Origin of the sequence: Sphingomonas sp. 2R-10, from assembly GCF_030062225.1 — a bacterium.
Classification (GTDB): Bacteria; Pseudomonadota; Alphaproteobacteria; order Sphingomonadales; family Sphingomonadaceae; genus Sphingomonas.
Genome location: NZ_JASCXF010000048.1, coordinates 1 through 23,610 on the forward strand (window position 1 = coordinate 1; position 23,610 = coordinate 23,610).

General features: G+C 68.7%; 27 protein-coding genes. 15 read left to right on the forward strand and 12 right to left on the reverse strand.

Going from position 1 to position 23,610, the window contains the following annotated elements; all coding sequences use genetic code 11:
• Window positions 1–4: 4 nt before the first annotated feature.
• Together cobT and QLH51_RS17390 are read left to right on the forward strand one after the other, a co-directional pair.
• The gene (gene cobT / locus QLH51_RS17385; RefSeq protein WP_125661755.1) at window positions 5–1,834 is read left to right on the forward strand and encodes a cobaltochelatase subunit CobT; all 1,830 of its coding nucleotides are present in this window, start codon (window positions 5–7) and stop codon (window positions 1,832–1,834) included.
• Window positions 1,831–2,082 (forward strand): ribbon-helix-helix domain-containing protein, encoded by a 252-nt coding sequence (locus QLH51_RS17390; protein WP_125661752.1) that lies wholly within the window; start codon window positions 1,831–1,833, stop codon window positions 2,080–2,082. The genes cobT and QLH51_RS17390 overlap by 4 nt, the downstream gene beginning before the upstream one ends.
• A 242-nt stretch (window positions 2,083–2,324) precedes the next feature.
• Here QLH51_RS17390 and QLH51_RS17395 read toward each other — a convergent pair whose 3' ends face one another.
• Entirely contained in the window at window positions 2,325–3,350 is a 1,026-nt protein-coding gene (locus QLH51_RS17395; RefSeq protein WP_125661749.1) for a glycosyltransferase family 2 protein, read from the reverse strand.
• A 285-nt stretch (window positions 3,351–3,635) separates the two neighbouring features.
• Between QLH51_RS17395 and QLH51_RS17400 the strand changes: the two genes are divergently transcribed.
• The gene (locus QLH51_RS17400) at window positions 3,636–4,292 is read left to right on the forward strand and encodes a peptidoglycan-binding protein (protein WP_125661746.1); all 657 of its coding nucleotides are present in this window, start codon (window positions 3,636–3,638) and stop codon (window positions 4,290–4,292) included.
• Window positions 4,293–4,396: 104 nt separating this feature from the next.
• Here the strand turns inward: QLH51_RS17400 and queG are convergent, their stop codons facing one another.
• Window positions 4,397–5,494, reverse strand: coding sequence for a tRNA epoxyqueuosine(34) reductase QueG (gene queG, locus QLH51_RS17405; protein WP_125661743.1), 1,098 nt, complete (start codon window positions 5,492–5,494; stop codon window positions 4,397–4,399).
• 74 nt (window positions 5,495–5,568) lie between these two features.
• Between queG and QLH51_RS17410 the strand changes: the two genes are divergently transcribed.
• Both QLH51_RS17410 and QLH51_RS17415 read left to right on the forward strand, forming a co-directional pair.
• On the forward strand, window positions 5,569–6,474 hold the full coding sequence (locus QLH51_RS17410; protein ID WP_206429265.1) for an ABC transporter ATP-binding protein: 906 nt from the start codon (window positions 5,569–5,571) through the stop codon (window positions 6,472–6,474).
• Window positions 6,471–7,697 (forward strand): ABC transporter permease, encoded by a 1,227-nt coding sequence (locus QLH51_RS17415; protein WP_125661736.1) that lies wholly within the window; start codon window positions 6,471–6,473, stop codon window positions 7,695–7,697. The genes QLH51_RS17410 and QLH51_RS17415 overlap by 4 nt, the downstream gene beginning before the upstream one ends.
• A gap of 159 nt (window positions 7,698–7,856) precedes the next feature.
• On the opposite strand, the gene QLH51_RS17420 is transcribed toward QLH51_RS17415, so the two are convergent.
• Both QLH51_RS17420 and QLH51_RS17425 read right to left on the reverse strand, forming a co-directional pair.
• Window positions 7,857–8,579 (reverse strand): class I SAM-dependent methyltransferase, encoded by a 723-nt coding sequence (locus QLH51_RS17420; RefSeq protein WP_125661733.1) that lies wholly within the window; start codon window positions 8,577–8,579, stop codon window positions 7,857–7,859.
• A 1-nt stretch (window position 8,580) separates the two neighbouring features.
• Window positions 8,581–9,060: a GtrA family protein gene (locus tag QLH51_RS17425; protein WP_125661730.1), complete on the reverse strand. Its 480-nt coding sequence runs from the start codon at window positions 9,058–9,060 to the stop codon at window positions 8,581–8,583.
• A 56-nt stretch (window positions 9,061–9,116) separates the two neighbouring features.
• On the opposite strand from QLH51_RS17425, the gene QLH51_RS17430 reads away from it, so the two are divergent.
• A complete protein-coding gene (locus tag QLH51_RS17430; protein ID WP_125661761.1) occupies window positions 9,117–10,904 on the forward strand; it encodes an AcrB/AcrD/AcrF family protein in 1,788 nt (595 codons plus the stop codon).
• A 270-nt stretch (window positions 10,905–11,174) separates the two neighbouring features.
• Here QLH51_RS17430 and QLH51_RS17435 read toward each other — a convergent pair whose 3' ends face one another.
• From QLH51_RS17435 to QLH51_RS17450, 4 genes are all read right to left on the reverse strand, one after another.
• On the reverse strand, window positions 11,175–11,468 hold the full coding sequence (locus QLH51_RS17435) for a hypothetical protein (RefSeq protein WP_125661727.1): 294 nt from the start codon (window positions 11,466–11,468) through the stop codon (window positions 11,175–11,177).
• A gap of 123 nt (window positions 11,469–11,591) precedes the next feature.
• Window positions 11,592–11,978, reverse strand: coding sequence for an acyl-CoA thioesterase (locus QLH51_RS17440; protein ID WP_125661724.1), 387 nt, complete (start codon window positions 11,976–11,978; stop codon window positions 11,592–11,594).
• A 141-nt stretch (window positions 11,979–12,119) separates the two neighbouring features.
• Window positions 12,120–13,118, reverse strand: a complete 999-nt coding sequence (cobS, locus tag QLH51_RS17445) for a cobaltochelatase subunit CobS (RefSeq protein WP_125661721.1) — start codon at window positions 13,116–13,118, stop codon at window positions 12,120–12,122.
• Between the two features lie 61 nt (window positions 13,119–13,179).
• Complete coding sequence (locus QLH51_RS17450; RefSeq protein ID WP_125661718.1) at window positions 13,180–13,851, reverse strand: winged helix-turn-helix transcriptional regulator; 672 nt, start codon at window positions 13,849–13,851, stop codon at window positions 13,180–13,182.
• 72 nt (window positions 13,852–13,923) lie between these two features.
• On the opposite strand from QLH51_RS17450, the gene QLH51_RS17455 reads away from it, so the two are divergent.
• The 5 genes from QLH51_RS17455 to QLH51_RS17480 are packed head-to-tail and all read left to right on the forward strand — an operon-like array spanning window position 13,924 to window position 16,952.
• Window positions 13,924–14,337: a VOC family protein gene (locus tag QLH51_RS17455; protein WP_125661715.1), complete on the forward strand. Its 414-nt coding sequence runs from the start codon at window positions 13,924–13,926 to the stop codon at window positions 14,335–14,337.
• Window positions 14,334–15,011, forward strand: coding sequence for a glutathione S-transferase family protein (locus QLH51_RS17460; RefSeq protein ID WP_125661712.1), 678 nt, complete (start codon window positions 14,334–14,336; stop codon window positions 15,009–15,011). Before QLH51_RS17455 ends, QLH51_RS17460 begins: the two co-directional genes overlap by 4 nt.
• Window positions 15,008–15,733, forward strand: a complete 726-nt coding sequence (locus tag QLH51_RS19870) for a DUF1428 family protein (protein ID WP_125661709.1) — start codon at window positions 15,008–15,010, stop codon at window positions 15,731–15,733. The genes QLH51_RS17460 and QLH51_RS19870 overlap by 4 nt, the downstream gene beginning before the upstream one ends.
• The gene (locus tag QLH51_RS17475; RefSeq protein ID WP_125661706.1) at window positions 15,730–16,497 is read left to right on the forward strand and encodes a VOC family protein; all 768 of its coding nucleotides are present in this window, start codon (window positions 15,730–15,732) and stop codon (window positions 16,495–16,497) included. The genes QLH51_RS19870 and QLH51_RS17475 overlap by 4 nt, the downstream gene beginning before the upstream one ends.
• Window positions 16,494–16,952 (forward strand): SRPBCC domain-containing protein, encoded by a 459-nt coding sequence (locus tag QLH51_RS17480; RefSeq protein WP_125661703.1) that lies wholly within the window; start codon window positions 16,494–16,496, stop codon window positions 16,950–16,952. The genes QLH51_RS17475 and QLH51_RS17480 overlap by 4 nt, the downstream gene beginning before the upstream one ends.
• A 158-nt stretch (window positions 16,953–17,110) precedes the next feature.
• On the opposite strand, the gene QLH51_RS17485 is transcribed toward QLH51_RS17480, so the two are convergent.
• The gene (locus QLH51_RS17485) at window positions 17,111–17,725 is read right to left on the reverse strand and encodes a J domain-containing protein (protein WP_206429264.1); all 615 of its coding nucleotides are present in this window, start codon (window positions 17,723–17,725) and stop codon (window positions 17,111–17,113) included.
• Between the two features lie 36 nt (window positions 17,726–17,761).
• Here QLH51_RS17485 and QLH51_RS17490 point away from each other — a divergent pair, with 36 nt between their 5' ends.
• From QLH51_RS17490 to QLH51_RS17505, 4 genes are read left to right on the forward strand one after another with little or no spacing between them, the layout of a single operon-like run.
• On the forward strand, window positions 17,762–18,052 hold the full coding sequence (locus tag QLH51_RS17490; RefSeq protein ID WP_125661698.1) for a BolA family protein: 291 nt from the start codon (window positions 17,762–17,764) through the stop codon (window positions 18,050–18,052).
• Window positions 18,049–18,753 carry a glutathione S-transferase gene (locus tag QLH51_RS17495; RefSeq protein WP_125661695.1) on the forward strand — a complete coding sequence of 235 codons (705 nt, stop codon included), beginning with the start codon at window positions 18,049–18,051 and terminating at the stop codon, window positions 18,751–18,753. The genes QLH51_RS17490 and QLH51_RS17495 overlap by 4 nt, the downstream gene beginning before the upstream one ends.
• A complete protein-coding gene (locus QLH51_RS17500; protein ID WP_125661692.1) occupies window positions 18,753–19,655 on the forward strand; it encodes a pirin family protein in 903 nt (300 codons plus the stop codon). The genes QLH51_RS17495 and QLH51_RS17500 overlap by 1 nt, the downstream gene beginning before the upstream one ends.
• Window positions 19,652–20,560, forward strand: a complete 909-nt coding sequence (locus tag QLH51_RS17505) for an alpha/beta fold hydrolase (RefSeq protein ID WP_125661689.1) — start codon at window positions 19,652–19,654, stop codon at window positions 20,558–20,560. The genes QLH51_RS17500 and QLH51_RS17505 overlap by 4 nt, the downstream gene beginning before the upstream one ends.
• A 275-nt stretch (window positions 20,561–20,835) precedes the next feature.
• Here QLH51_RS17505 and nusB read toward each other — a convergent pair whose 3' ends face one another.
• The 3 genes from nusB to hisG form a co-directional block, all read right to left on the reverse strand.
• Window positions 20,836–21,303: a transcription antitermination factor NusB gene (gene nusB / locus QLH51_RS17510; RefSeq protein WP_125661686.1), complete on the reverse strand. Its 468-nt coding sequence runs from the start codon at window positions 21,301–21,303 to the stop codon at window positions 20,836–20,838.
• Between the two features lie 355 nt (window positions 21,304–21,658).
• Complete coding sequence (gene hisD / locus QLH51_RS17515; RefSeq protein ID WP_125661683.1) at window positions 21,659–22,942, reverse strand: histidinol dehydrogenase; 1,284 nt, start codon at window positions 22,940–22,942, stop codon at window positions 21,659–21,661.
• Window positions 22,939–23,589: an ATP phosphoribosyltransferase gene (gene hisG / locus QLH51_RS17520; RefSeq protein WP_125661680.1), complete on the reverse strand. Its 651-nt coding sequence runs from the start codon at window positions 23,587–23,589 to the stop codon at window positions 22,939–22,941. Before hisG ends, hisD begins: the two co-directional genes overlap by 4 nt.
• Window positions 23,590–23,610 lie beyond the last annotated feature (21 nt).

Here is a 23,610-nt window from a genome sequence, read left to right on the forward strand (position 1 = left end):
CCCCATGGCACAGGAATCCCCCCTCGACCGGTTTCGCGACGTCCTGCGCGGCACCTCGCGCGCGATCGCCGGGGAGCCGGAGGTGGAGCTGGCGTTCACCGCCGACGCGCCGGTAGCGTCGGGCAAGCATATCAAGGTGCCGATGCCCGCCCGCGCCCTCCCCGCCGACCAGGTGGCGGAGGCACGCGGGCTGGCCGATGGCTTCGCGCTGCGGATGCGGCACCACGATGCCACCGTGCACAGCCGCGCCGCCCCTTCCGACGCGGTGGCGCGTGCGGTGTTCGACGCGGTCGAACAGGCGCGGGTCGATGCGCTGGGATCGGCGGGCTATGACGGGATCGCCGAAAATCTCGACCATGCGCTGGCGCTGCGGATGCGTTCCGACCCGATCACGCGGGCGCGCACCCGGGCCGAGGTGCCGCTGTCGACCGCCGTCCAGCTGATGGTGCGCGAACGGCTGACCGGCCGGCTGCCCCCGGCGGCGGCCGCGCCGGCGATGGCGCTGGTGTCCGACTGGATCGAGGAACGCGCCGGTGCGCAGCTCGACACGCTGGCCGCGCTGGTCGACGACCAGGCGGCGTTCGGCCGCAACATCACCCGCATCCTCGAGGACCTCGAACTGGTCGAGGGCGAGGTCGAACCCGAACAGGCCGATGACGGCGGCGACGATGCCGAGGGCGACGACGAACAGACCCCGCAGGACGACGGCGAGGACAAGGGCGAGCAGCAGGGCGGCGAGGGACAGGTCGAGGCGCGCGGGCAGGATCGCAGCGACGACCAGTCCGACGGCCAGAGCGACGACATGTCGGAGGATGACGACGCCGAGGGCGACGACATGGCCGATGGCGAAGACGAGGGCGGCATGATGCCGGTCCGTCCCAACCGCCCCTTCGCCGACCTGAACGCGCAGTTCGAATATCGCGCCTTCACGACGAAGTTCGACGAGGTCATCGCCGCGACCGAATTGTGCGACGCCGACGAACTCGAACGGCTGCGCGCCTATCTCGACCAGCAACTGGTGCAGTTGCAGGGGGTGGTGACCAAGCTCGCCAACCGGCTGCAACGGCGGCTGATGGCGCAGCAGTCGCGTTCGTGGGACTTCGACCAAGAGGAAGGGATGCTCGACGCCGCGCGGCTGGCGCGGGTCGTCATCAATCCGGCGCAGTCGCTCAGTTACAAGATCGAGCGCGATACCGAGTTTCGCGACACCGTCGTCACGCTGCTGATCGACAATTCGGGGTCGATGCGCGGCCGCCCGATCGGCATCGCCGCGATCAGCGCCGATATCCTCGCCCGCACCCTCGAACGGGTGGGCGTGAAGGTCGAGATCCTCGGTTTCACCACCCGCGCATGGAAAGGCGGCCAGAGCCGCGAGGCGTGGCTGGCCGCCAACCGCCCGCTCCAGCCCGGCCGCCTCAACGACATCCGCCACATCGTCTACAAACAGGCCGACGAGCCGTGGCGGCGCGCGAAGAAATCGCTCGGGCTGATGATGCGCGAGGGACTGCTGAAGGAGAATATCGACGGCGAGGCGCTGCTCTGGGCGCATGGCCGGCTGATCGCACGGCCCGAGGATCGCAAGGTGCTGATGGTCATCTCCGACGGTGCGCCGGTCGACGATTCGACGCTGTCGGTCAATTCGGGCAGCTATCTGGAGCGGCATCTGCGACAGGTGATCGCGTGGATCGAGGGCAAGTCGCCGGTCGAGCTGGTCGCAATCGGCATCGGCCATGACGTGACCCGCTGGTACGGGCGCGCGGTGACGATCATGGACGCGGAACAGTTGGCGGGCACGATGATCGAACAGCTCGCCTCGCTGTTCGACACCCCGTGAAGCCGACCGCCCCGCCCGGCGGCTTTCGCGGGCCGGTGAAGCGGTCGATCACCATCGCCGGACACGCGACCTCGATCAGTCTGGAGCCGGGGTTCTGGATGGCACTGGAGGAAGCCGCGGCTCGGCGGTCGCTGCCGCTGTCGGCGCTGGTCGCGGCGATCGACGCGGTGCGGATCGAGGGCGACGATCCGCCGAACCTCGCGAGCGCGATCCGGTCGTGGTTGCTGGGGGAGGTCGCCGCGCAATAGGTTGTTTTCACGCGGAAGCGCGGAGAAGGTGCGAACTCGGGACAAGGCTCGGTGGAGACAACAGCCTTACCGCCTTTACCAACTACCTCGAACTGGACGTCATCCCGGCGAAGACTGGGATCTCTCCGGGATAGCGCGTGGCAGGAGCCGCCTGAGGCCCCAGCCTTCGCTGGGGCGACGTTTGCCTGTCGGTGGACAAGCTCCGAGCGGAACACCTTCGCGCCCCCGCGTGAACCCGCCTGCTACTGCTGCTCGGGCAACTCCGGCAGGATCGGCGACACCGTCACGTCGCCCCGGTCGCCGGCACGATAGCCGAGGCTCGCCCGCCCCTTCACCGGCCCGGCGACATCGGCGACCAGATACAGCGGCCGCCGCTTCGATTCGACGTACAGCCGCCCGAGATATTCGCCGATCATGCCCAGAACGAACATCTGCACGGCGCCCAGGAACACGACGACCAGCATCGTCGACGTCCACCCCTGCACCGCGCTGCCCGAAATCCATCCGATCGCGATATAGGCGAACAGCAGCAGCGACAGCCCGGTCAGCACCAGCCCCATATGGCTGGCAAGGCGCAGCGGCGCGGTCGAGAAGCCGGTCACCGCGTCGAGGGCAAAGCGGATCATCTTGCCCAGCGGATATTTGCTCTCGCCTGCCAGCCGCTCGTCGCGGTCATAGGGGAACGGCACCTGCCGAAACCCGACCCACGCCACCATGCCGCGGATGAAGCGCGCCTGTTCGGGCAGGCTGAGCAGCGCGTCGAGCGCCCGCCGGCTCATCAGCCGGAAATCGCCGGTGTCGAGCGGGATCGGCGTGTCGGTGACGCGGTCGAGCACGCGGTAGAAGGCAGCGGCGGTCAGCTTCTTGAAGAACGTCTCGCCCTCGCGCTTGCGCCGCACCGCATAGACGACGTCGGCACTCTCGCTCTCCATCGTCGCGATCATGTCGCTCAACAGCTCGGGCGGGTCCTGCAGGTCGGCGTCGATAATCAGGATGCGCTCGCCCGCGCACAGGTCCAGCCCGGCTGTCAGCGCCAGCTGGTGCCCGTGGTTGCGCGACAGGTTGATCGCCACCAGCCGCGGATCGGACGCGGCCAGCCGCTCCATCACCGCCCAGCTCTGGTCGCGCGACCCGTCGTTCACCAGCACGATCTCGTGATCGTCACCCACGACCGCACGCGCCGCCGCCGAGATGCGGGCATGCAGCACGTCGAGGCACGCGGCCTCGTTATAGCAGGGGACGACGACGGACAGCGCGGGACGGATCATGGAGGGTGGCGTTACCCGATGCCGCGCGACAGGAAAAGCCGGATGGCGCAACGATCGGATGACGTTGCCGGCCGAGCGGTATCGAACGATTCCTCGCCGGCCGACACGCCTGCCCCTTCCTTCACCCCGGACTTGATCCGGCGTGACGGACCCGTGCGTCTGATCGATACATGCCTGTTCGTTGCGAAGAAGCCCCGCCGGCGGCGCGCCCCGGCCGCGCCGACCCCCTTGTAATGTAGGATTTCGCCCGTCAGCGTTTTGCCGCCAGCAAGGACGGAGCGAGCGATGATCGAAGCGAGCGTAGGGCAGGACGGCGACAACCGGGCGGTGGACGTGCGCACCGTCCAATGGCTGTTGCTGCGGGTCGGGATCGAGCCGGGCGGGATCGACGGCATCGCCGGCCCCCGGATGATCGCCGCGATCCGCAGCGTGCAGGACCGGTTCGGCATCGATGCCGATGGCCGCATCGATCCCGGCGGCGCCACCCTCGCCCGGCTGCGCGCGGCACCGGCCCGCTGGGGCGACAGCAACGACTGGCCACAGGCGCGCAAGCTCGCCAGCCTGCACCCGCAGTTCCGCCGACAGGTCGCGACGCTGATCGACCGGCTGCGCGACGACGGCTTCCGCCCGGTCGTCGTCTATGGCTGGCGCTCGGTCACGGTGCAGGAGCGGCTGGTCCGGGCGGGTACCAGCAAGGTCCGCTTCAGCTTCCACAATGCGCAGACGCCCGACGGCCTGCCCGCGGCATGGGCCGTCGATCTGGTCGACGAGCGCTGGTACTGGCGCGAACCCGATGCGCACATCTTCTTCCGCGCGCTGGGCGAGGCCGCGAAGGCCCAACGGCTGATCTGGGGCGGCGACTGGAAATCGCCCGACTGGGCGCATGTGCAGGGCCGCCGCAACGCCGAACTGGCGGCGGTACGGCGCGAGAGCGGGGGCTAGGGTCGAGAGCTTGGAGCAAAGCCGTTCCCGCCGAGCTTGTCGAAGCGGCGTATCGAAGGACCGTGGCAGGTGCTTCGATACGGGTCTTCGACTTCGCTCAGCCCCTACTCAGCACGAACGGTTTGCAGGTCGATTCGTGTTTCGACCAATCCGTCCAGCCGCCCCAGCGCCCAGGCCGCCGCTTCCGCCACCACCGCATCGGCATCGCCGCACGCCGCGCGCACCGGCGCGATCAGCGCCGCATCGCCGCTGTTGCCTGCCGCGATCAGTGCGTTGCGCACCATGCGGTTGCGGCCGATCCGCTTGATCGGCGACCCGCGAAACACCTCGCGGAACCCGGCATCGTCCAGCGCGATCAGGTCCGCCAGCCGCGGCGCGGCGAATTCGGCCCGCGCCGCGAACGCCCGGTTCGCGGCGGCCGTTTGCGCGAACTTGTTCCACGGGCACACCGCCAGGCAGTCGTCGCAGCCGTAGATGCGGTTGCCGATGCCTTCGCGAAACTCGACCGGGATCGGCCCGGCATGCTCGATCGTCAGATACGAGACGCAGCGCCGCGCATCCAGCCGGTAGGGCGCGGGAAAGGCGTTCGTCGGGCACGCCCGCTGGCACGCATCGCACGACCCGCAGCTGTCGCGCCCCGGCCGGTCGGGCGTCAGGTCCAGCGTGGTGTAGATCGCGCCGAGGAACAGCCAGCTGCCATGCGTCCGGCTGACCAGATTGGTATGCTTGCCCTGCCACCCCAGCCCCGCCGCCTCGCTCAGCGGCTTTTCCATCACCGGCGCGGTATCGACGAAGACCTTCAGGTCGCAACCCGCCTCCTGCGCCAGCCAGCGGCCCAGCGTCTTCAGCGCCTTCTTGACCACGTCGTGATAATCGCCGCCTTGCGCATAGACCGAGATGCGCCCGCGATCACCCACTCCCTCCAGTGCCAGCGGATCGCCCGCCGGGGCATAGCTCATGCCCAGCGCGATGACCGACCGGACCTCGCTCCACAGCGCGGCGGGCGATCCGCGCTGCTGCGCACGCTCCTCCATCCAGATCATCGACCCGTGCCGCCCCTCGTCCAGCCACTGGCGCAGCCGCTCGGCGGTGCGCGGCGCGGCGTCGGCGCGGGCGATGCCGCACGCGACGAAGCCGCATTCGGCCGCCCTGGCACGAATCCGCGCGACAATATCGCCGGGGGAGCCCTTGTCTTGGATCACATCCCCCCGCTACGCTTTTCACAGCGCACGCTAAAGAGCGTCGTTTGGGGGGATGTCGGTTGCGGGACAATCATTTGGCTTTGAGCGCGACCGGACTGGTCAAGCGGTTCGGCGACCGCCGCGTCGTCGACGGCATCGACCTCGCCGTGCCGACCGGCGCGGTGTACGGCGTGCTCGGTCCCAATGGCGCGGGCAAGACGACGACGCTGCGCATGCTGCTGGGCATCATCGAACCCGATGAAGGCAGCCGTACGCTGCTCGGCCACGCCGCTCCACGCGACGCATCGGACCGGGTCGGCTATCTGCCAGAGGAACGCGGCCTGTATCCCGGCATGAAGGCGCGCGAGGCGATCGCGTTCATGGGCGCGTTGCGCGGGCTCGACTGGTCGGTCGGGCGCAAGCGCGCCGGCGTGATGCTCGAACAGGCGGGCCTCGGCCATGCAATCGACAGCAAGATCCGCAAATTGTCGAAGGGCATGGCCCAGTTCGTCCAGCTGCTGGGCAGCGTAGTGCACCAGCCCGATTTCCTCGTCCTCGACGAACCCTTTTCCGGGCTCGACCCTGTCAATCAGGAACGGCTGGAAGCGCTGATCCGCGTCGAGCGCGACCGCGGCGCCACCATCCTGTTTTCGACCCATGTCATGGCCCATGCCGAGCGGTTGTGCGACCGGCTGTGCGTCATCGCGCACGGCAAGCGCCGGTTCGAAGGGACGGTGGACGATGCCCGCGCGCTGCTGCCGATGAAGGCGCATTACGTGCCGCACCATCCCGCGCCCGGCATCGCGGGCCTGCTGCCCGCCGATGCGCAGGAGGATCGAGGCGGGTGGCGCTTCACGCTGCCGCCCGAGGGGATAGAGGGGATATTGGTGCGGTTGATCGACGCGGGCTACGGCATTTCGGGACTGTCGATCGAACGCCCCGGGCTACACGACGCATTCGTGCGCATCGTCGGCGAAGCCGCACTGGAGCAGGCGGCATGAGCGGCACCGCCAGGCTGATCCGCCAGACGCTGACCATCGCGCGCCGCGATTTCATCGCGACGGTGATGACGCCGATGTTCCTGCTGTTCCTGCTGGCCCCGCTGCTGTTCGCCGGGTTCGGCGCGATGGGCAGCCTGGGCGCGATGACCGTGGGTCAGGGGACGGAGGGCAAGGAAAAGATCTACGCCATCGTTCCCCCCGCCGACGCGGCACGGCTGCGCGCGGCCGATGCCCTGATCCGCCCGGCGATCGCGCGCGAACGCGGCCTGCCCCCGCTCGCCACCGTCGCGCCCGACGCCGATCCCGCGGCACAGGCCCGGGCGCTGCTGTCCGATCCCGATATCGACGTGCCCTCGGTGCTGTACGGCCCGCTCGACCGGCCACAGCTGATGCATGCCAATCCGCTGTCGACCACCGCCCGATATCTGGCGGCGCTGGCCGAACAGGCGGTGCGCGACCAGCGCGCCGGCCTGGGTGCGGCCCCCCTGTCGCAACCGACCTTCACCCGTGTCGAGCGCGACAGCACCTCGCTGGGCGGCAAGAACGCGGCGGGCACCTTCGCGGTCGTGTCGCTGTTCGTCGTCACGCTGATGCTGGCCGGACAGGCGGTCGGCACGATGGCGGAGGAGCGTTCGAACAAGGTGATCGAGGTGCTGGCCGCCGCCGTGCCGCTCGAATCGGTGTTCCTCGGCAAGCTGATCGGCATGTTCGGGGTGGCGATCCTGTTCCTCGCCTTCTGGGTCGCGGTCGCGCTCAATATCGGCGCGCTGCTGCCCCCCGAATTCGCCACCGCCCTGTCGGGCATCGCGCCGGCGATCGGCTTCCCGGCCTTCGCGCTGCTCTACATCCTGTATTTCACGCTGGCATACATGCTGCTGGGGTCGGTGTTCCTGACCGTCGGCGCGCAGGCGACGACCCCGCGCGAAATCCAGATGCTGTCGCTGCCGATCACCATCTTCCAGATGGCGATGTTCGGCTTCGCGCTGGCGGCGATCGGCCGTCCGGGCAGCTGGATCGCGACCGCGGCCGAGCTGTTCCCGTTCAGCTCGCCCTTCGCCATGGCCGGCCACGCCGCGACCAGCAGCGACGTCTGGCCGCATTTCGCCGCGCTGGCGTGGCAGCTGCTGTGGGTCGCAATCACGATCAGCGTGGGCGCGCGGCTGTTCCGACGCGGCGTGCTGCAATCGGCGGGGCCGAAGTGGAAGTGGTTCAAGCGGGGGTAGGCGCTGCTTGGTTGCTACCGCATCCCCGCGCAGGCGGGGATCCAGGGCCAAATGCGCAAACCGTTGTTTTGCTTGGCTCTGCCCCCGCCTGCGCGGGGGTACGGCTGGCCGTCGGCGTCCGTCGAAGTCTCGATCAAGTCCGGCGCGACAGTATCGAGCCTATTTCGTCACCAGCGTCACGATCGACAGCCCCGGCGGCATCGGCACGCGGCCCAGCAGATGCCGTTCCAGCCGGAAGATCGCCTCGAACGCGGCATTAAGCGGCCTCGGCGGAGGCGAATCGTCGCTGTCGTCCTTGCCGCGGATTTTACCCGCGACCCGCGCCGCCACGGCGGCGGGAAACAGCAGCGAGTTGAAATAGCGCAGGGCGTTATGCTGCAAGCCAGCATCGCCGATCGCCTTGGCCAGCGTCGCCTTCGAATAGCGGCGGTGGTGGTGGTTCACCACGTCGTGCGCGCTCCACATCCACTGGTGCGCGGGCACGGTGACTAGGATCTTGCCGCCGGGCGCCAGCCGGTCGGCCATGCCGCGGAACGTCGCGACGTCGTCCTCGATATGCTCAACCACGTCCAGCACCGCAATCAGGTCGTACTGCCCGGTCACCCCGGCCAGCGTCGGCAGTGGCGCGGTGCCGACCGGCTTGCCCAGCCGCTCGCTCGCGATGGCGCGCGCCGCCGGATCGATCTCGATCGCATCGACGTTGCCGAAGCTGCCCAGCATCGGCAGATTGTGCCCGGTGCCGCACCCGATCTCGAGGATGCGGGCGTCCTGCGGCAACCCGGCATAGCGCTCGACATAATCCGCCAGGATTTCGCGCCGCGCGCGGTACCACCAGTGCGTCGAGTCGTGCGCCGCCATGCGGTCGTAAACGATGCGGTCCATCTTATCCGAATACCCATGAACGATTGAGCGCGAAGGTGGCGAAGGGGGTGATCAGCACCGCCGGCACCAGCGGCGACCAGTCGGCAAGGCCGGCGATATCGACCATGCCGAAGGTGAAGAGCCCGTTCAGCACCATGCCGAACCCCTGCACCAACAGGAACCTGACCGGTTGTTCGGCGCCTTGGGTCCGCGTGCCATGGCCCTGGAAGCTCCATCGGCCATGCGCGAACCAGCCGAACGCGGCGGCGACGACGAATGCCGGGACGACCGCGACGAACGCATAGCCGGTCGGCAGGACATGATAGACCAGCGGGAGGTACACGGCGGAGTAGATCACGGTCGACAGCCCGCCGACGATCCCGAAGCGGATCAACTGCCCCAGTACCCCGTCCGCCAGCAACCGTTCGATCCGCGCGATCACCCGCGTGCCACCCTTGTCCTTTGCGCGCCATCCGATACAGCGCTTGGCCACCGCCACCATGGCGGGATGCCTGCCGTAGAATGCGCAAGGGCGCGGGGGAAGCGATTTTGACCGAGATGCCAGTCCGCCCCCATCCGCTCGACAGCCATTGGCGGCGCTGGCTGTTCCTCGCCTGGGTCGCGATCGCCGCATGGTTCCTGTGGGACCGGTGGAACGCGGTCCACTGGCTGGCGCTGTCCGACACCGACGACAATATGCGCTTGATGCAGGTCCGCGCATGGCTGGGCGGACAGGGCTGGTACGATCTGCGCCAGTATCGGCTGAACCCGCCGGGCGGCCTCGACATTCACTGGTCGCGGCTGGTCGACCTGCCGATCGCCGGGCTGATCCTGCTGCTCAAGCCCCTTGCCGGGCCGGTCTGGGCGGAAAGGCTGGCGGTCGGCATCGCGCCGCTGCTGCCGATGGGCGTGGCGCTGGCGGCGCTGGCGGTGACGGTGCGGCGGCTGGTCGCCCCCGTCGCCTGGCCGCTCGCCGTGCTGTTCCTGTTCGGCTGTTCGTCGACGCTGCTGATGTTCATGCCCGAACGGATCGACCATCACGGGTGGCAGCTCGCCTGCCTCGCGTGGACCGTCGCCGGCCTCGCCGATCCGAAACAGGCGCGCGGCGGGATGGTCGTCGGCCTGTCCTCGGCCTTTTCGCTCACCATCGGCCTCGAACTGCTGCCCTATTGCGCGATGGCCGGCGCGATCGTCGGCTTGCGCTGGGTATGGGACCGGGCGGAGGCGCGACGGCTGACCGTATATGGCGCGACGCTAGCGGGGGGGAGCGCGGTCGGCTTCGTCGCCTTCGCCTCCAACGCCAACTATGCGATGCGGTGCGACGCGCTGACGCCGATATGGCTGTCGGCGGTGGTCGCGGGCGGCGCACTGCTGGTGCTGCTGGCATGGATCGCGCCGGCCAACCGCATCGTCCGCCTCGTCCTGACGCTCTTGGCCGGCGGTGTGCTCGCCGGTGCGTTCGCCGCGCTGTTCCCGCAATGCCTGCAGCGACCCGAGGGCGTGTCGGACGAACTGGCACGCACCTGGCTGAACAACGTGCGGGAGGCCAAGCCGCTCTATTCGATGCCGTGGCGCACGATCCTGCCGATCATCACCGGCCCGATCATCGGGCTGCTCGGCACCCTCTTCGCGACGTGGCGCGCGCGGCGCACGGCCACGATCGTGCCCTGGGCGGCAATCACGCTGTTCACCGCCTTTGCCGTCGCCATGCTGTTCTGGCAGATCCGCTCCGGCCCGGCGGCACAGCTGCTCGCGGTGCCCGGCGCGGTCGCGCTGGCATGGGTCGTGCTGCCATGGCTGCTCAGCCGCAACAGCCGGGTGGTGCGCATCCTCGGCACCGCCGCGGCCGTACTGGTGCTCTCCAGCATGGCGGTCGGCTTTCTCGTGCAGAAGCTGCGCATCGATCCGCCCGACAACCGGACGAAGACGGTACTGCGCGCCGGATCGCGCTGCGCCAGCCTGCCCGCGCTACAGGCGCTGAACCGTATCCCTGCCGCGGTGATGTTCACCCATGTCGATCTCGGCCCCCGCCTGATCGTCGCGACGCATCACGACGGCATCACCGGTCCCTATCACCGCAACGGCGACGCGATCCTCGATGTGCACCACGCGTTCCAGGGCGATCCGGAGAATTTTCGCGCGATCGCCGCGCTGCACCACGCGACCTATCTGCTGACCTGTCCCAACATGGCGGAAACCACCAACTACCGCGCCCGTTCGCCCGGAGGCTTTTACGACCTGCTGGCGCACAACAAGGTGCCGGCGTGGCTGACCCCGGTCGCCCTGCCGAAGGGTTCGCCGCTCCGGCTGTGGCGGATCGATTATACGGGGATGGCGCCGAAGTAGCAGGTTGGTTCACGCGGAGGCGCGGAGACGCGGAGGGGTTGCGTACCGGGCGAGCGGCTCGCGATCGGGAGACAGGCTCGCAGGCTTCGACCGGAGATCAGGCCGCTGGCGCGGGGGACGTGGCCCCGAACGCAACCCCTCCGCGCCTCCGCGCCTCCGCGTGAACCCATCCCCGGCCAGCCCCGCCCACCACGCCGCTGGAACCCCGAACGCAAAAGCGCCCGCCCCCATGACGGGGACGGGCGCCAGAGCCGGCTGGGAACCGAAAGCTTAGCGGCTCGCGACCTGCGCCGAACCGTTCAGCGGCTTGGCGATACGGAAGCGCACCGGGCGGCCGCCGACGTCGCCCGACACGGTGCGGTCGCGCACGACCAGGCGGAACGGTTCGCCGCTGGTGGTGACGGTGCCGGCGAGGATGGTTTCGCCCGTGTCGGTCACGCTGCGGGTATAGTCGAACTTGTAGCCATCACGCTCCAGCTCGTTGGCCGAGGCGAGCGTCGGGATCAGCATGCCTGCTGCGACGAGGGCAACGCGAAAGGCGGCGGCGGCGGCAAAGCTGCGCATGGTCTGTTCTCCGGCTGGTCGGGGTCGACGCACAAGCGTCGTTTCGTTGCCGGAGATATGCGCTTGTGCAGTGCAACATCGCAACTGCACAGGTTCTTATCGCAATTGCAAAAAACGAAATCGTTATTCGGGCAGGAAGCGATGCACCACGTCGCGCGCCACCCGTACGGGCCGTTTGGTGATCGAATCGAGCGAACACCACGTGCTCTGCACCTCGGCCAGCACCTCTTCACCGCGCTGGATCAGCGTGGAGAAATAGGCACGTACCCCTTCGACCCGCTCGGCCACCACCGTTGCGACGATCGTATCGTCGAGGAAGGCGGGCCGGCGATAGGTGATCTCGTGCTTCAGCGCGACCCACAGGTGCTTCGCGACCGCATCGGCCGGCGCGACCCGCTCCCAATAGGCGACGACAGCGTCCTGCACCCATGACAGGTACACGGCATTGTTGACATGCCCCATATGGTCGATGTCGCCGGGAGCGACGGCAAGCGGGTGCAGATGTGCCATGGGATTGGGATGGGGCCTGCTGACAGGGGAGTCAATGCGAGTCGCGGTGGGGTGTGGGGTTGGTCCGGTATGGCGCGCGCCCTCCCCGCAAACACCGTATCCCCGCGAAGGCGGGGATACGGGGCGAAAGCGCCGCCGATTTTACGCCTTCGCCACCACGCTCTCCGGCAAATCCTTCCCGAACACCCGCTGATAATATTCCGCCACCAGCGCCCGCTCGGCCTCGTCGCACTTGTTCAGGAACGACAGCCGGAACGCGAAGCCGACATCGCCGAAGATCAGCGCGTTCTGCGCCCAGGTGATGACCGTTCGCGGGCTCATTACCGTCGAGATGTCGCCGTTGACGAAGCCGCGCCGTGTCATGTCCGCCACGCGCACCATCTTCTCCACCGCTTCCTTGCCGCCGACCTTGTCATATTCGCCCGACTTGGCGAGCACGATCCGCGCCTCGGTCGCGGCGGGCAGGTAGTTCAGCGTGACGACGATGTTCCACCGGTCCATCTGCCCCTGGTTGATCTGCTGCGTGCCGTGATACAGCCCCGACGTATCGCCCAGGCCCACCGTGTTGGCGGTCGCGAACAGCCGGAAATAGGGGTTCGGCCGGATCACGCGGTTCTGGTCGAGCAGCGTCAGCTTGCCCTCGGTCTCCAGCACGCGCTGGATCACGAACATCACGTCGGGACGCCCCGCGTCATATTCGTCGAACACCAAAGCGGTCGGTGTCTGCAATGCCCATGGCAGCAACCCCTCGCGGAACTCGGTGACCTGCTGCCCGTCCTTCAGCACGATCGCGTCACGCCCGATCAGGTCGATGCGGCTGATATGCGCGTCGAGGTTGATGCGGATGCACGGCCAGTTCAGCCGCGCCGCGACCTGTTCGATATGCGTCGACTTGCCCGTGCCGTGATAGCCCTGCACCATCACCCGCCGGTTGTGCGCGAAGCCCGCGAGGATCGCCAGCGTCGTGTCGGGATCGAACACATAGGCCGGATCGGCGTCGGGCACGCGTTCGTCGGCGACCGAAAAGGCCGGGACTTCCATGTCGCTGTCGATGCCGAACAGTTCGCGCACCTTCACCATCCGGTCGGGGGCGCTCAGGATCGTGGTCTCGGACGGCTGGGGCATAGGGTCGGTGGTCATGCGGGCCTTTCGCGGGGGCGCCAAGATGCGTCGCGGCGTCCTTTAGGACGAAGCGGGCCGCCTACTCAACCTTCGGCGGCAATCGGAACAGCGTCGTGAACCGTTCGGCGATGGCCCGGTTCCCCTCGACCGCTATCGTCTCCGCCATCGCCAGCGGCCTGCCGCCATAGACGACCGGCAGGAACGCGCCCGGGCTGCCCGACAGCGTCGCATCGACATCCTCGCCCGCCCCGCGCCGGACCTGCACCGCACCGTCCGCCAGGGTCGCGACATAGCGGTCGTCGCCGAATCGGAACGCGACGCACGCGCGCCAGTCCCCGGCCCGCTCCGTCACCAGCAGCATCTTGAGCGACAGCATCAGCGACACCGCCGAAAACGGCAGCGTCGGGTCGTGCGCCGGCGACCGCAGCGCCCATTTCGCCAGCGCCAGCACCACCGGTTCGGCCTCCCGCCCCCATGGCGTCAGTGCATAGACCTGCGCATTGGCGGGCGACGGCAACCGGTGTCGCCCGACGATCCCGGCCGCCTCCAGCCCCGCCAGCCGCTGCGTCAGCACGTTCGCGCTGATCCCCGGCAGTCCGGCGCGGATTTCGCCGAACCGGCGCGGCCCCAGCAACAGTTCGCGGATCAGCAGCAACGCCCAGCGTTCGCCGACATACTCCATGCCCAGCGCCGCCCCACAGGCATCGTCATACCGCCGCTTCGCTTCCTTGGTTACTTTTTCTAACTCCATCGTTGCTTTTGGTAACCGATGGGCGCACTCAACACAAACAGCGATTCGTCACGACCTTGGGGAGAGGGTGTCATGCCGAAGATGATTTTCGTGAACCTCGCCGTCACCGACGTGGCGGCCGCGACCGCCTTCTACGAAGCGATCGGCTTTACGAAGAACGAGCAATTCTCGAACGAACGCGGGTCGGGAATGGCCTGGTCCGACACCATCCACGTCATGCTGCTCGACCGCGATTTCTACGCCACCTTCACTCCCAAGCGGATCATCGACGCGCATAGCGAAAGCGGGGTGCTGCTGGCGCTGTCGTTCGACGACCGGGCGGGCGTCGATGCGATCACCGAAGCGGCGATCGCCGCGGGCGGACGCGAACTGCACGATCCCGAGGACGAAGGCTATATGTACAGTCGCGCCTTCGCCGATCTGGACGGCCATGGCTGGGGTCCGTTCACGATGGACGTGGCAGCACATGCCGGGCAGCACCCGTGACCCGCCCGGTCATCACCGCGTTCGACTGGGTCCCCGATTTCGCGAAGGGGCAGGTCCGCGACCTGCGCGTGCGCTGGATATTGGAAGAGGCGGGCCAGCCCTACGACGTCCTTTATCTGGCGCAGGGCGCGCAAACGGCGCCCGAGCACCGCGCCCGCCAGCCGTTCGGACAGGTGCCGACCTATCAGGACGGTCCCCTGACGCTGTTCGAATCGGGTGCGATCGTGCTGCACGTCGCCGAGCGCCACGGTGTGCTGCTGCCGGGCGATCCGGCGGCGCGGGCACGCGCGACCGAATGGCTGTTCGCCGCGCTCAACATCGTCGAGCCGCCGATCATGGACCATGCCATCGCCACGCTGTTCGAAGCGGACAAGCCGTGGTCCGCCCCGCGCCTGCCCGCGATCGAGGCACGCATCGCGCAGCGGCTGGGCGAGGTCGCGGCGCGGCTGGACGATCGGCCATGGTTCGACGGCGACTTCAGCATCGGCGACCTGATGATGGTCGCGGTGCTGCGGATCATGGACGGCAGCGCGCTTCTCGAACGCCATCCGACGCTGGTCGACTATGTCGCGCGGGGCACCGCCCGCCCCGCCTTCGCCCGCGCGCTCGCCGCGCAGCTGGCGGGATTCACCGGCACGCCGCCGGTCCGGGCGAGCAAGGGAGAATGTCCATGACCTATATCGACGGCTTCGTGACCCCGGTCCCGCGTGCCAACCGCGCCGCCTATGAAGCGCATGTCGCGGCCGCGTCGGCGATCTTCGCCGATCTCGGCGCCGGCCGGCTGGTCGAATGCTGGGCCGACGACGTGTCCCCCGGCACCCACACCGACTTCCCCCGTTCGGTCGCGCTGGCGGAGGGGGAGGACGTCCTGTTCAGCTGGATCGAATATCCCGACCGTGCGACGCGCGATGCTGTGGGCGCGGCGATGATGGCCGATCCGCGCATGGCCGAACTCGACATGCCCTCCGATGGCAGGCGCATGATCTATGGCGGGTTCGCCACCATCGTCGACGAACGGGGAACCGGCGCGACCGGCTATGTCGACGGTTGCCTGACCCCGGTCGCGACCGGCGCGCGCGATGCCTATACCGGTTTCGCAGCAGAATCGGCGCGGCTGTTCGTCGAACATGGCGCGGTGCGCGTGGTCGAATGCTGGGGCGACGACGTACCTGCCGGCACGCACACCGACTTCGCCCGCGCCGTCGCGCTGGAGGACGGTGAGGTCGTCGCCTGGTCGTGGATCGAATGGCCGTCGCGCGCGGCGCGCGATGCCGGCTGGGGCGCGATCATGGCCGACCCGCGCTTGGCCGGGCGCGACATGCCTTTCGATGGCCGACGCATGTTGTACGGCGGCTTCACCCCGATTTTCGACCGGACCATGGGAGCAGCGAAATGAACCGGCACGGCGATTTCATCTGGTACGAACTGCTGACCCGCGACATCGATGCGGCGGCGGCCTTCTACGCCGACGTCGTCGGCTGGACGTTGCAGGATTCGGGCACGCCCGGGATCGACTATCGCCTGTTCACGGCCCCCGATGGACAGCCGGTCGCCGGGTTGATGGCGATGCCCGATGCGATGCCGGCGCCGACCTGGCTCGGCTATGTCGCGGTCGACGATGTCGATGCCGCCGCCGCCGATTTCGTGGGCGCGGGGGGCCATCAGCACATGCCACCCACCACCATGCCCGGCGTCGGCCGCATGGCGATGCTGACCGACCCGCAGGCCGCCGCCCTCTACCTGATGCGCGGCGAGCGCGATACCGCCAGCACGTCCTTCTGCGGGTCGGAGAATGCGACGCCCGGCCATTTCGTCTGGAACGAGCTGACCGCCCCCGATCAGGATCGCGCCATCGCCTTCTACGCCGACCGCTTCGGCTGGCGACAGGAAGGCGGGATGCCGATGGGGCCGCTCGGCGACTACAAGTTCCTGCACAATGGCGACACCTGCCTCGGCGCGGCGATGGGCATGGTGCCGGGCGGGCAGGTCGGCTGGCAATATTATGCGCTGGTCGCCGATATCGACGCCGCGACCGCACGCATCGTCACGGGCGGCGGCAGCGTGATCCAGGGCCCCGACGAGATTCCCGGCGGCAGCTTTTCCGTGGTAGCCAGCGATCCCATGGGCGCCCGCTTCGGGCTGGTAGGACCACGCGCATGACCGACGAACACGAACTGGCGATCGAACGCCGCATCGCCGCCCCCATCGACCTCGTGTGGCGGGCATGGACGCAGCATCTGCCGAAATGGTGGGCGCCGCGGCCATGGACCACCGAACTGCTCGGCCTCGACCTGCACCCCGGCGGCCGCTTCGCGACGACGATGCGCGGTCCCGGCGGCGAGGAAATGACCGGCGAGGGCGTGATCCTCGACGTCGTGCCCCACGAACGCATCGTCTTCACCAATGCGTTGCGCCCCGGCTGGCACCCGCAGCCGCAGCAGCTGGCGTTCGTCGGCGCCTTCACCTTCGCAGAGGACGGCGGCGCCACCCTCTACCGCGCCGCCGCCCGCCACTGGGACGCGGAAACCGCGAAGATGCACGCCGAAATGGGGTTCGAGGGCGGCTGGGCGATGGTCGCGCAGCAGCTGGAGGCGGTGGCGGTGGGGCTGGATTGACGGCTGCCGATGTAACCAGCAACCGTTCGTCCTGAGTAGCCACTGAGCTTGTCGAAGGGGCGTATCGAAGGACCGCCTGCGGCTGAATGCTTCGATACGGGTCTTCGACTTCGCTCAGCCCCTACTCAGCACGAACGGTTGAAGCTGAGGCACTATCCTCAAGCAAACGCCACCGCCCCCTTCAACTGCTGATACGCCGCGATCACCTTCTGCAACGCCGCCTCGTGACTGCGGTCCCCGCCGTTGCGATCCGGATGATACAGCCGCACCAGTTCCGAATAGCGCTTGCGCAATCCCGTCCGGTCGACATCGACCGCCAGCCCCATGACCTTCAGCGCCGACCGGTCGGCGGAACTCAGCGGCCGGCCGTCCTGCCGTTCGCCGCGTGCCTCGCGCACGGTCCGGAACTTCGCGCCGATCGCGTCGAGCGGGTCGGCATAGTCGGCCCACGCCGGCCCCGGATCGCCACCGGCCCGCGCAAAGGCGCGCGTCTCGCGCTCCCACCCGGCATAGGGGCGCTGCGCGTCGTGGATTTCCTCCGCCGTCATCCCCGCGAAGTAATTATACCCCGCATTGAACGCGCGGATATGGTCGAGGCAGAACCAGCGATAGGCGTTCGGCCGCTCGCCACCCTGCGGCGCCCCTTCCAGCGGCGGCGCGCGGAACTCGCCGGCCTGCCCGCATCCGGGCACTTCGCACGGCCGGCCATTGGCTTCCACGCGGCCGTGAAAGCGGGCATTCGGCCGGTCCTTGCTGATCTTCTCGCGCGCCACGCGACTCCCTCTGGCAAAACGCGCTATATAGGTCGGATGACCGATACCGCTACCGTTCCGCTCGCCGATCTGATCGCCATCCGTCTGCGCGATGCGCTCGACCCGACGCACCTGATCGTCACCAACGACAGCCACCACCATGCCGGCCATATGGGCGACGACGGCACGGGCGAGACGCATTTTTCCGTGGAGATCGTGGCAGCCGCCTTTTCCGGCCAGTCGCGCGTCGCACGCCAGCGGCTGGTCAATCGCGCGCTCGCCGACCTGCTCGCCACCCGCATCCACGCGCTGGCGATCCGCGCCCGCGCGGCCGGAGACGCCGCTTGAACTACGACTTGTGGTACTGGCCGACGCTGCAGGGGCGCGGCGAGTTCGTCCGCCTCGCCATGGAGGGCGCCGGCATCGCCTATCGCGACCGCGCCCGCGAAGACGGCGTCGACGCGATGCAGCGCCGGATGGCGGCGTCGCCGCGTGCGCCCTTCGCCCCGCCCTTTCTCGAACTGGGCGACCTGCGCATCGCGCAGGTCGCCAACATCCTGCAATATCTGGGCGAGCGCCACGGCCTTGCGCTCTCCAGCATCCGCGACCGCAGCTGGGCGAACCAGTGGCAACTGACCATCGCCGACCTCGTCGCCGAAGTGCATGCCGTCCACCATCCGGTCGACATGGGGGCCTATTACGGCGACCAGCGTCCCGAGGCCGCCCGCGCCGCTGCGCAGTTTCGCGACCAGCGCATGCCCAAATTCCTCGGCTGGTTCGAAACGCTGCTCGGCGAGCATGACGGCCCCTGGGCGATCGACCATCGCTGGACCTATGTCGACACCTCGCTGTTCCAGGTGGTCGACGGGCTGCGCCACGCCTTTCCCCGGCGGATGGCGACGCTGGAGCCGCGCCTGCCGCGGCTGGTCGCGATCCGCGATGCGGTGGCCGCGCTGCCCGGCATCGCCGACTATCTGGCCAGCGACCGCCGGATTCCGTTCAACGACAACGGCATCTTCCGCCACTATCCCGAACTGGACGCCGATTGATGGAAAACGACCGCTTCTTCCTCCAGACGATCCTGCCGGTCACCCACGATCTGGGCGGGTTCAAGGTCCACCGGACGCTGCCCACCCGGACGCGGACGATGGTCGGCCCGTTCATCTTCTTCGACCAGATGGGCCCGGCCGAACTCGACCCCGGTCAGGGGATCGACGTGCGCCCGCACCCGCACATCAACCTCGCCACCGTCACCTACCTGTTCGGCGGCGCGATCGACCATCGCGATTCGCTCGGCACCTTCGCCCGGATCGAACCCGGCGCGGTCAACCTGATGACCGCGGGCCACGGCATCGTCCATTCCGAACGCTCGCCGGCCGACGAACGCGCCGGCGGCCCGCTGCTCTCGGGCATCCAGACCTGGCTGGCGGTGCCCGAGGACAGGGAAGAGATGGACCCCGCGTTCGAACATGTCGAAGCCGCGAAGCTGCCGGTCGTCACCGGCGATGGCGCGACCGCGCGCGTCGTGATGGGCGACCTGTGGGGCGTATCGGCCCCGACCACCCAGTACGCCGCGACGATCTATGCCGACATCGTGCTGGAGCGCGGCGGCGCGATCCCGATCGATGCCGGCGCCGACGAACGCGCGCTCTACATGACCCATGGAGACGCCGCGCTGGACGGCGTGCCGCTCGACCCCATGACGCTCTACGTGCTGCGCCCCGGCATCGCCGCCACGCTGCGCTCGTCGGGCGGCGCGCGGGTGATGCTGTGCGGTGGCGAGGCGTTCACGACCCCGCGCCACGTCTGGTGGAACTTCGTGTCGTCCCGCCGCGACCGCATCGATCAGGCAAAGGCCGACTGGAAGGCGGGCAATTTCCCGAAAGTGCCCGACGATGCCGAGGAATTCATTCCGATCCCCGAAGTGCCCAAGACGGTCAGCTACCCATGACCGCCCTCACCCGCATCGCGCTGTCGACCGGCGTCGCGCTCGACGTCGCGGTCGCGGGCGATCGCGCGCATCCGGCGATGATCTTCCTCCACGGCTTTCCCGAATCGCACCGGACGTGGCGGCACCAGCTGCCCGAATTCGCCCGCGACCATTATGTCGTCGCGCCCGACCAGCGCGGGTATGCCGCCTCGGACAAGCCACCCGCGGTGGCAGACTATTCGCCGGCCAACATCGTCGCCGACCTGATCGCGCTCGCCGATGCGCTGGACATCGGCCGCTTCACGCTGGTCGGCCATGACTGGGGCGGCGCGATCGCGTGGATGGCGGCGCTCAGCCATCCCGACCGCATCGAACGGCTGGTCATCTGCAACGCGCCGCACCCGCTGGTCTTCCAGCGCGCGCTGTTCGACGACCCGGCACAGCGCGCCGCCAGCCAGTACATGACCCGCTTCCGCGACACCTCGCTCGACCGGGGACTGGTCGGCGCCGGGCTCGAACGCTTCTTCGCCACCGGCTTCGCGAACTTCGTGACCCGCGCAATCGCGGGCGAGGACAAGGCGGCGTATCTCGCCGAATGGGCCAATCCCGGCGCTATGACCGCGATGCTCAACTGGTACCGCGCCTCACCGATCGTCGTCCCCACGCCCGAAGAAACGGTCGAGCGCCCGGCGTGGCTCGACGGCCCTTTCCCGCCGGTGACGCAGCCGACGCTGGTGGTATGGGGGATGCAGGACCGCGCGCTGCTACCGGTCCAACTGGAGGGACTGGGCGACCTGGTGCCCGACCTGAGCGTGGTCGAGGTCGACGCCGGGCATTTCGTGCCGTGGGAGGCGCCGGAGGCGGTGAACCGGGCGATAAGGCACTGGTTGACCACTCGCCCTACCGCCCCCGTTCATGCTGAGTAGGGACTGAGCGAAGTCGAAGGCCCGTATCGAAGCACTGGGGACACAGGTCCTTCGATACGCCGCTTCGACAAGCTCAGCAGCTACTCGGGACGAACGGAGGGAGTTGTGTCGAGCCACCTCGCCCCACCCACCCCGTTCGGTTCGAGCAGCTTCGAGCTTGTCGAGAAGCGCCCGTCGAGAACCCGGTCGTTCGAGGCAACCCCTTCTCGACTACGGTTCTCGACAAGCTCGAACCTACGCTCGAAGCAAACGGGAGGGAGTATGGATAGGCAAGGTCAGCCCCGAACCACCTTCGCCACCGAATCCAGCAGCCCGTTCACGAACCCCTTTTCGCGCCGGTCGTAGAACGCATCGGCCACGTCCAGATACTCGCTGATGACCGCCGCCACCGGCACGTCGGCCCGCGCCAGCAGCTCATAGGTCCCAGCGCGCAAGATCTGCCGCATCGGCTTGTCCAGCCGGTCGATCGTCCAGCCGCTCGACAGCTTCGACGCGATCAGCGCGTCGATCTCCTCGCGCCGCGCATCGACGCCCTTGACGATATCGTCGAAGAACTGGACGTCGGCCTCGGCATATTCGACATCCTCGATCGTCGCGCCCAGCCGGTGCTGGTGGAATTCGTGGAGGAGCGCCGGGATCGGCGTCGCTTCCATCTCATGCTGGTACAGTGCCTGGACGGCAGCCAACCGGGCGGCGGCGCGGGCCTGACGGGCACCGCGCGGGCGGGAATTCTTGCTGGTCATAAGCGCCGCCCCATAGACCCACCTTTGCCCCCAAGTCGAGGCCCCGCTTTCCTACAGGCATCGTCCATGACAGGGTGCCCGCGCTCTTTGAACCGTCCGCCCCCGAACCGTGCCCGACCCGAACGGCGCACAATCGCGCACGAGTGTGACTTTCGTGACCTTTGGCGCAGAACCGCCATACCACGCCACGAACGTCATCCCCGCGAAGGCCGGGATCTCCCGGTCATGGAGCGCACGCCTCGCCGCACGAGGCCCCGGCCTTCGCCGGGGCGACGCACAACATCGCGCTACGCGAAACCGTGGCGAGTGTGACCTTTGTGACCTTTGGCCCAACCGCACAGAAATACCCGAACCATTACAACCGGATAGCCACCGACTTCGCATGGGCCGGCAGCCCTTCGGCGCCGGCCAGCGTCACCGCCGCCGGTCCGATCTTCGCCAGCGCCGCCGCGTCCATCCCCAGGAAGCTGGTCCGCTTCATGTAATCCAGCACCGACAGCCCCGACGCGAAGCGCGCCCGCCGCCCGGTCGGCAGCACATGGTTCGGCCCCGCGACATAGTCGCCGACCGCTTCCGGGGTGTACCGCCCGAGGAACACCGACCCGGCGTTCCGGACCACCGCGAACAACGGCTCGGGATCGCCGACCGCCAGTTCCAGATGCTCGGGCGCCAGCCGGTCGACCAGCGGCATGGCATCTGCCAGCGTCGGCACGATCACGATCGCCCCGTTCGCATCCCAGCTCGCCCGCGCCACCTGTCCGGTCGCCAGCTCTGCGATCTGCCGGTCGACCGCCTGCGCCACCCGGTCGGCAAAGCCCGCATCGTCGGTGAACAGGATCGACTGGCTGGTCGGGTCATGCTCGGCCTGGCTCAGCAGATCGGCGGCGATCCATTCCGGATCGTTCTGCCCGTCGGCCACGACCACGATCTCGGACGGTCCCGCGACCATGTCGATCCCGACCACGCCGTACAGCTGCCGCTTGGCCTCGGCGACCCACGCATTGCCGGGGCCGGTCACGACATCGACCGCCTTGATCCGGTCGGTGCCATAGGCGAGCGCGGCGACCGCCTGCGCCCCGCCGATCCGCCACACTTCGTCCACCCCGGCCAGCGCCGCGGCGGCCAGCACCAGCGGATTGACCTCGCCCTTCGGCGTCGGCGTGACCATCACGATCCGCCCGACCCCGGCGACCTTGGCCGGCACCACGTTCATCAGCACCGACGACGGATAGGCCGCGCGGCCGCCGGGCACATAGACCCCCGCCGCCGCGACCGCGCTCCACCGCGCGCCCAGCCGCACGCCGTCGGCGTCCACCTCGTCGCGATCCTCGGGCCGCTGCTTGGCGTGATAGGCGACGATCCGGCCATGCGCCAATTCCAGCGCCGCCCGCAATTCCGGCTCCAGCCCGGCCAGCGCCGCGTCGCACGTCGCCCGCTCGATCCGCCATCCGGTCGCGTCGGGGTCGTGCCCGTCGAACTTCTCGGTGAACGCCCGCACCGCCGCGTCGCCATCGTCGCGCACCGCGCGCAGGATCGCCGCCACGTCGCGCGCCACGTCGCTGTCGGCTTCCCGCCGGGCATCGACCAGCGCGGCGAAGTCGGCGGCGAAGCCCGCCGCGCCCGCGTCCAGCCGGATCATGCCGCCACCGCCCGGCGGAACGCATCGACCAGCGGCACCACCTGTTCGCGGGTCTTGAACGCCGCGCGATTGACGACCAGCCGCGACGTCACCTCGGCGATGGTTTCGACTTCCACGAGGCCGTTCTCCTTCAGCGTCCGCCCCGACGACACCAGATCGACGATGCGCGGGGCGAGGCCCAGCACCGGCGCCAGCTCCATCGCACCGTTCAGTTTCACGCACTCGGCCTGAACGCCCCGCGCCGCGAAGTGGCGCTGGGTCGTGTGCGGATATTTGGTGGCGATGCGCACATGGCTCCACCCGCGCGGATCGTCGCCCTCGGCCATGTGTGCCGGCTCGGCGACCGAGATGCGGCAATGCCCGATCTTCAGGTCGACCGGCGCGTACAGCTCCGAATAGTCGAACTCGGCCAGCACGTCCGACCCGACGATGCCCAGCTGCGCCGCGCCATGCGCGACAAAGGTCGCGACGTCGAACGCGCGGACGCGGATCAGGTCGATATCGGCGCGATCGGTGCGGAACCGCAGCGCACGGCTGTCGGGATCGCTGAACGCCGCCTCGGGCACGATGCCGGCGCGGGCGAGCAGCGGCATGGCTTCGTCGAGGATGCGCCCCTTGGGCACGGCGATGATGATGGGGTCGGTCATGGGCACGGCGGGCTTTACTTG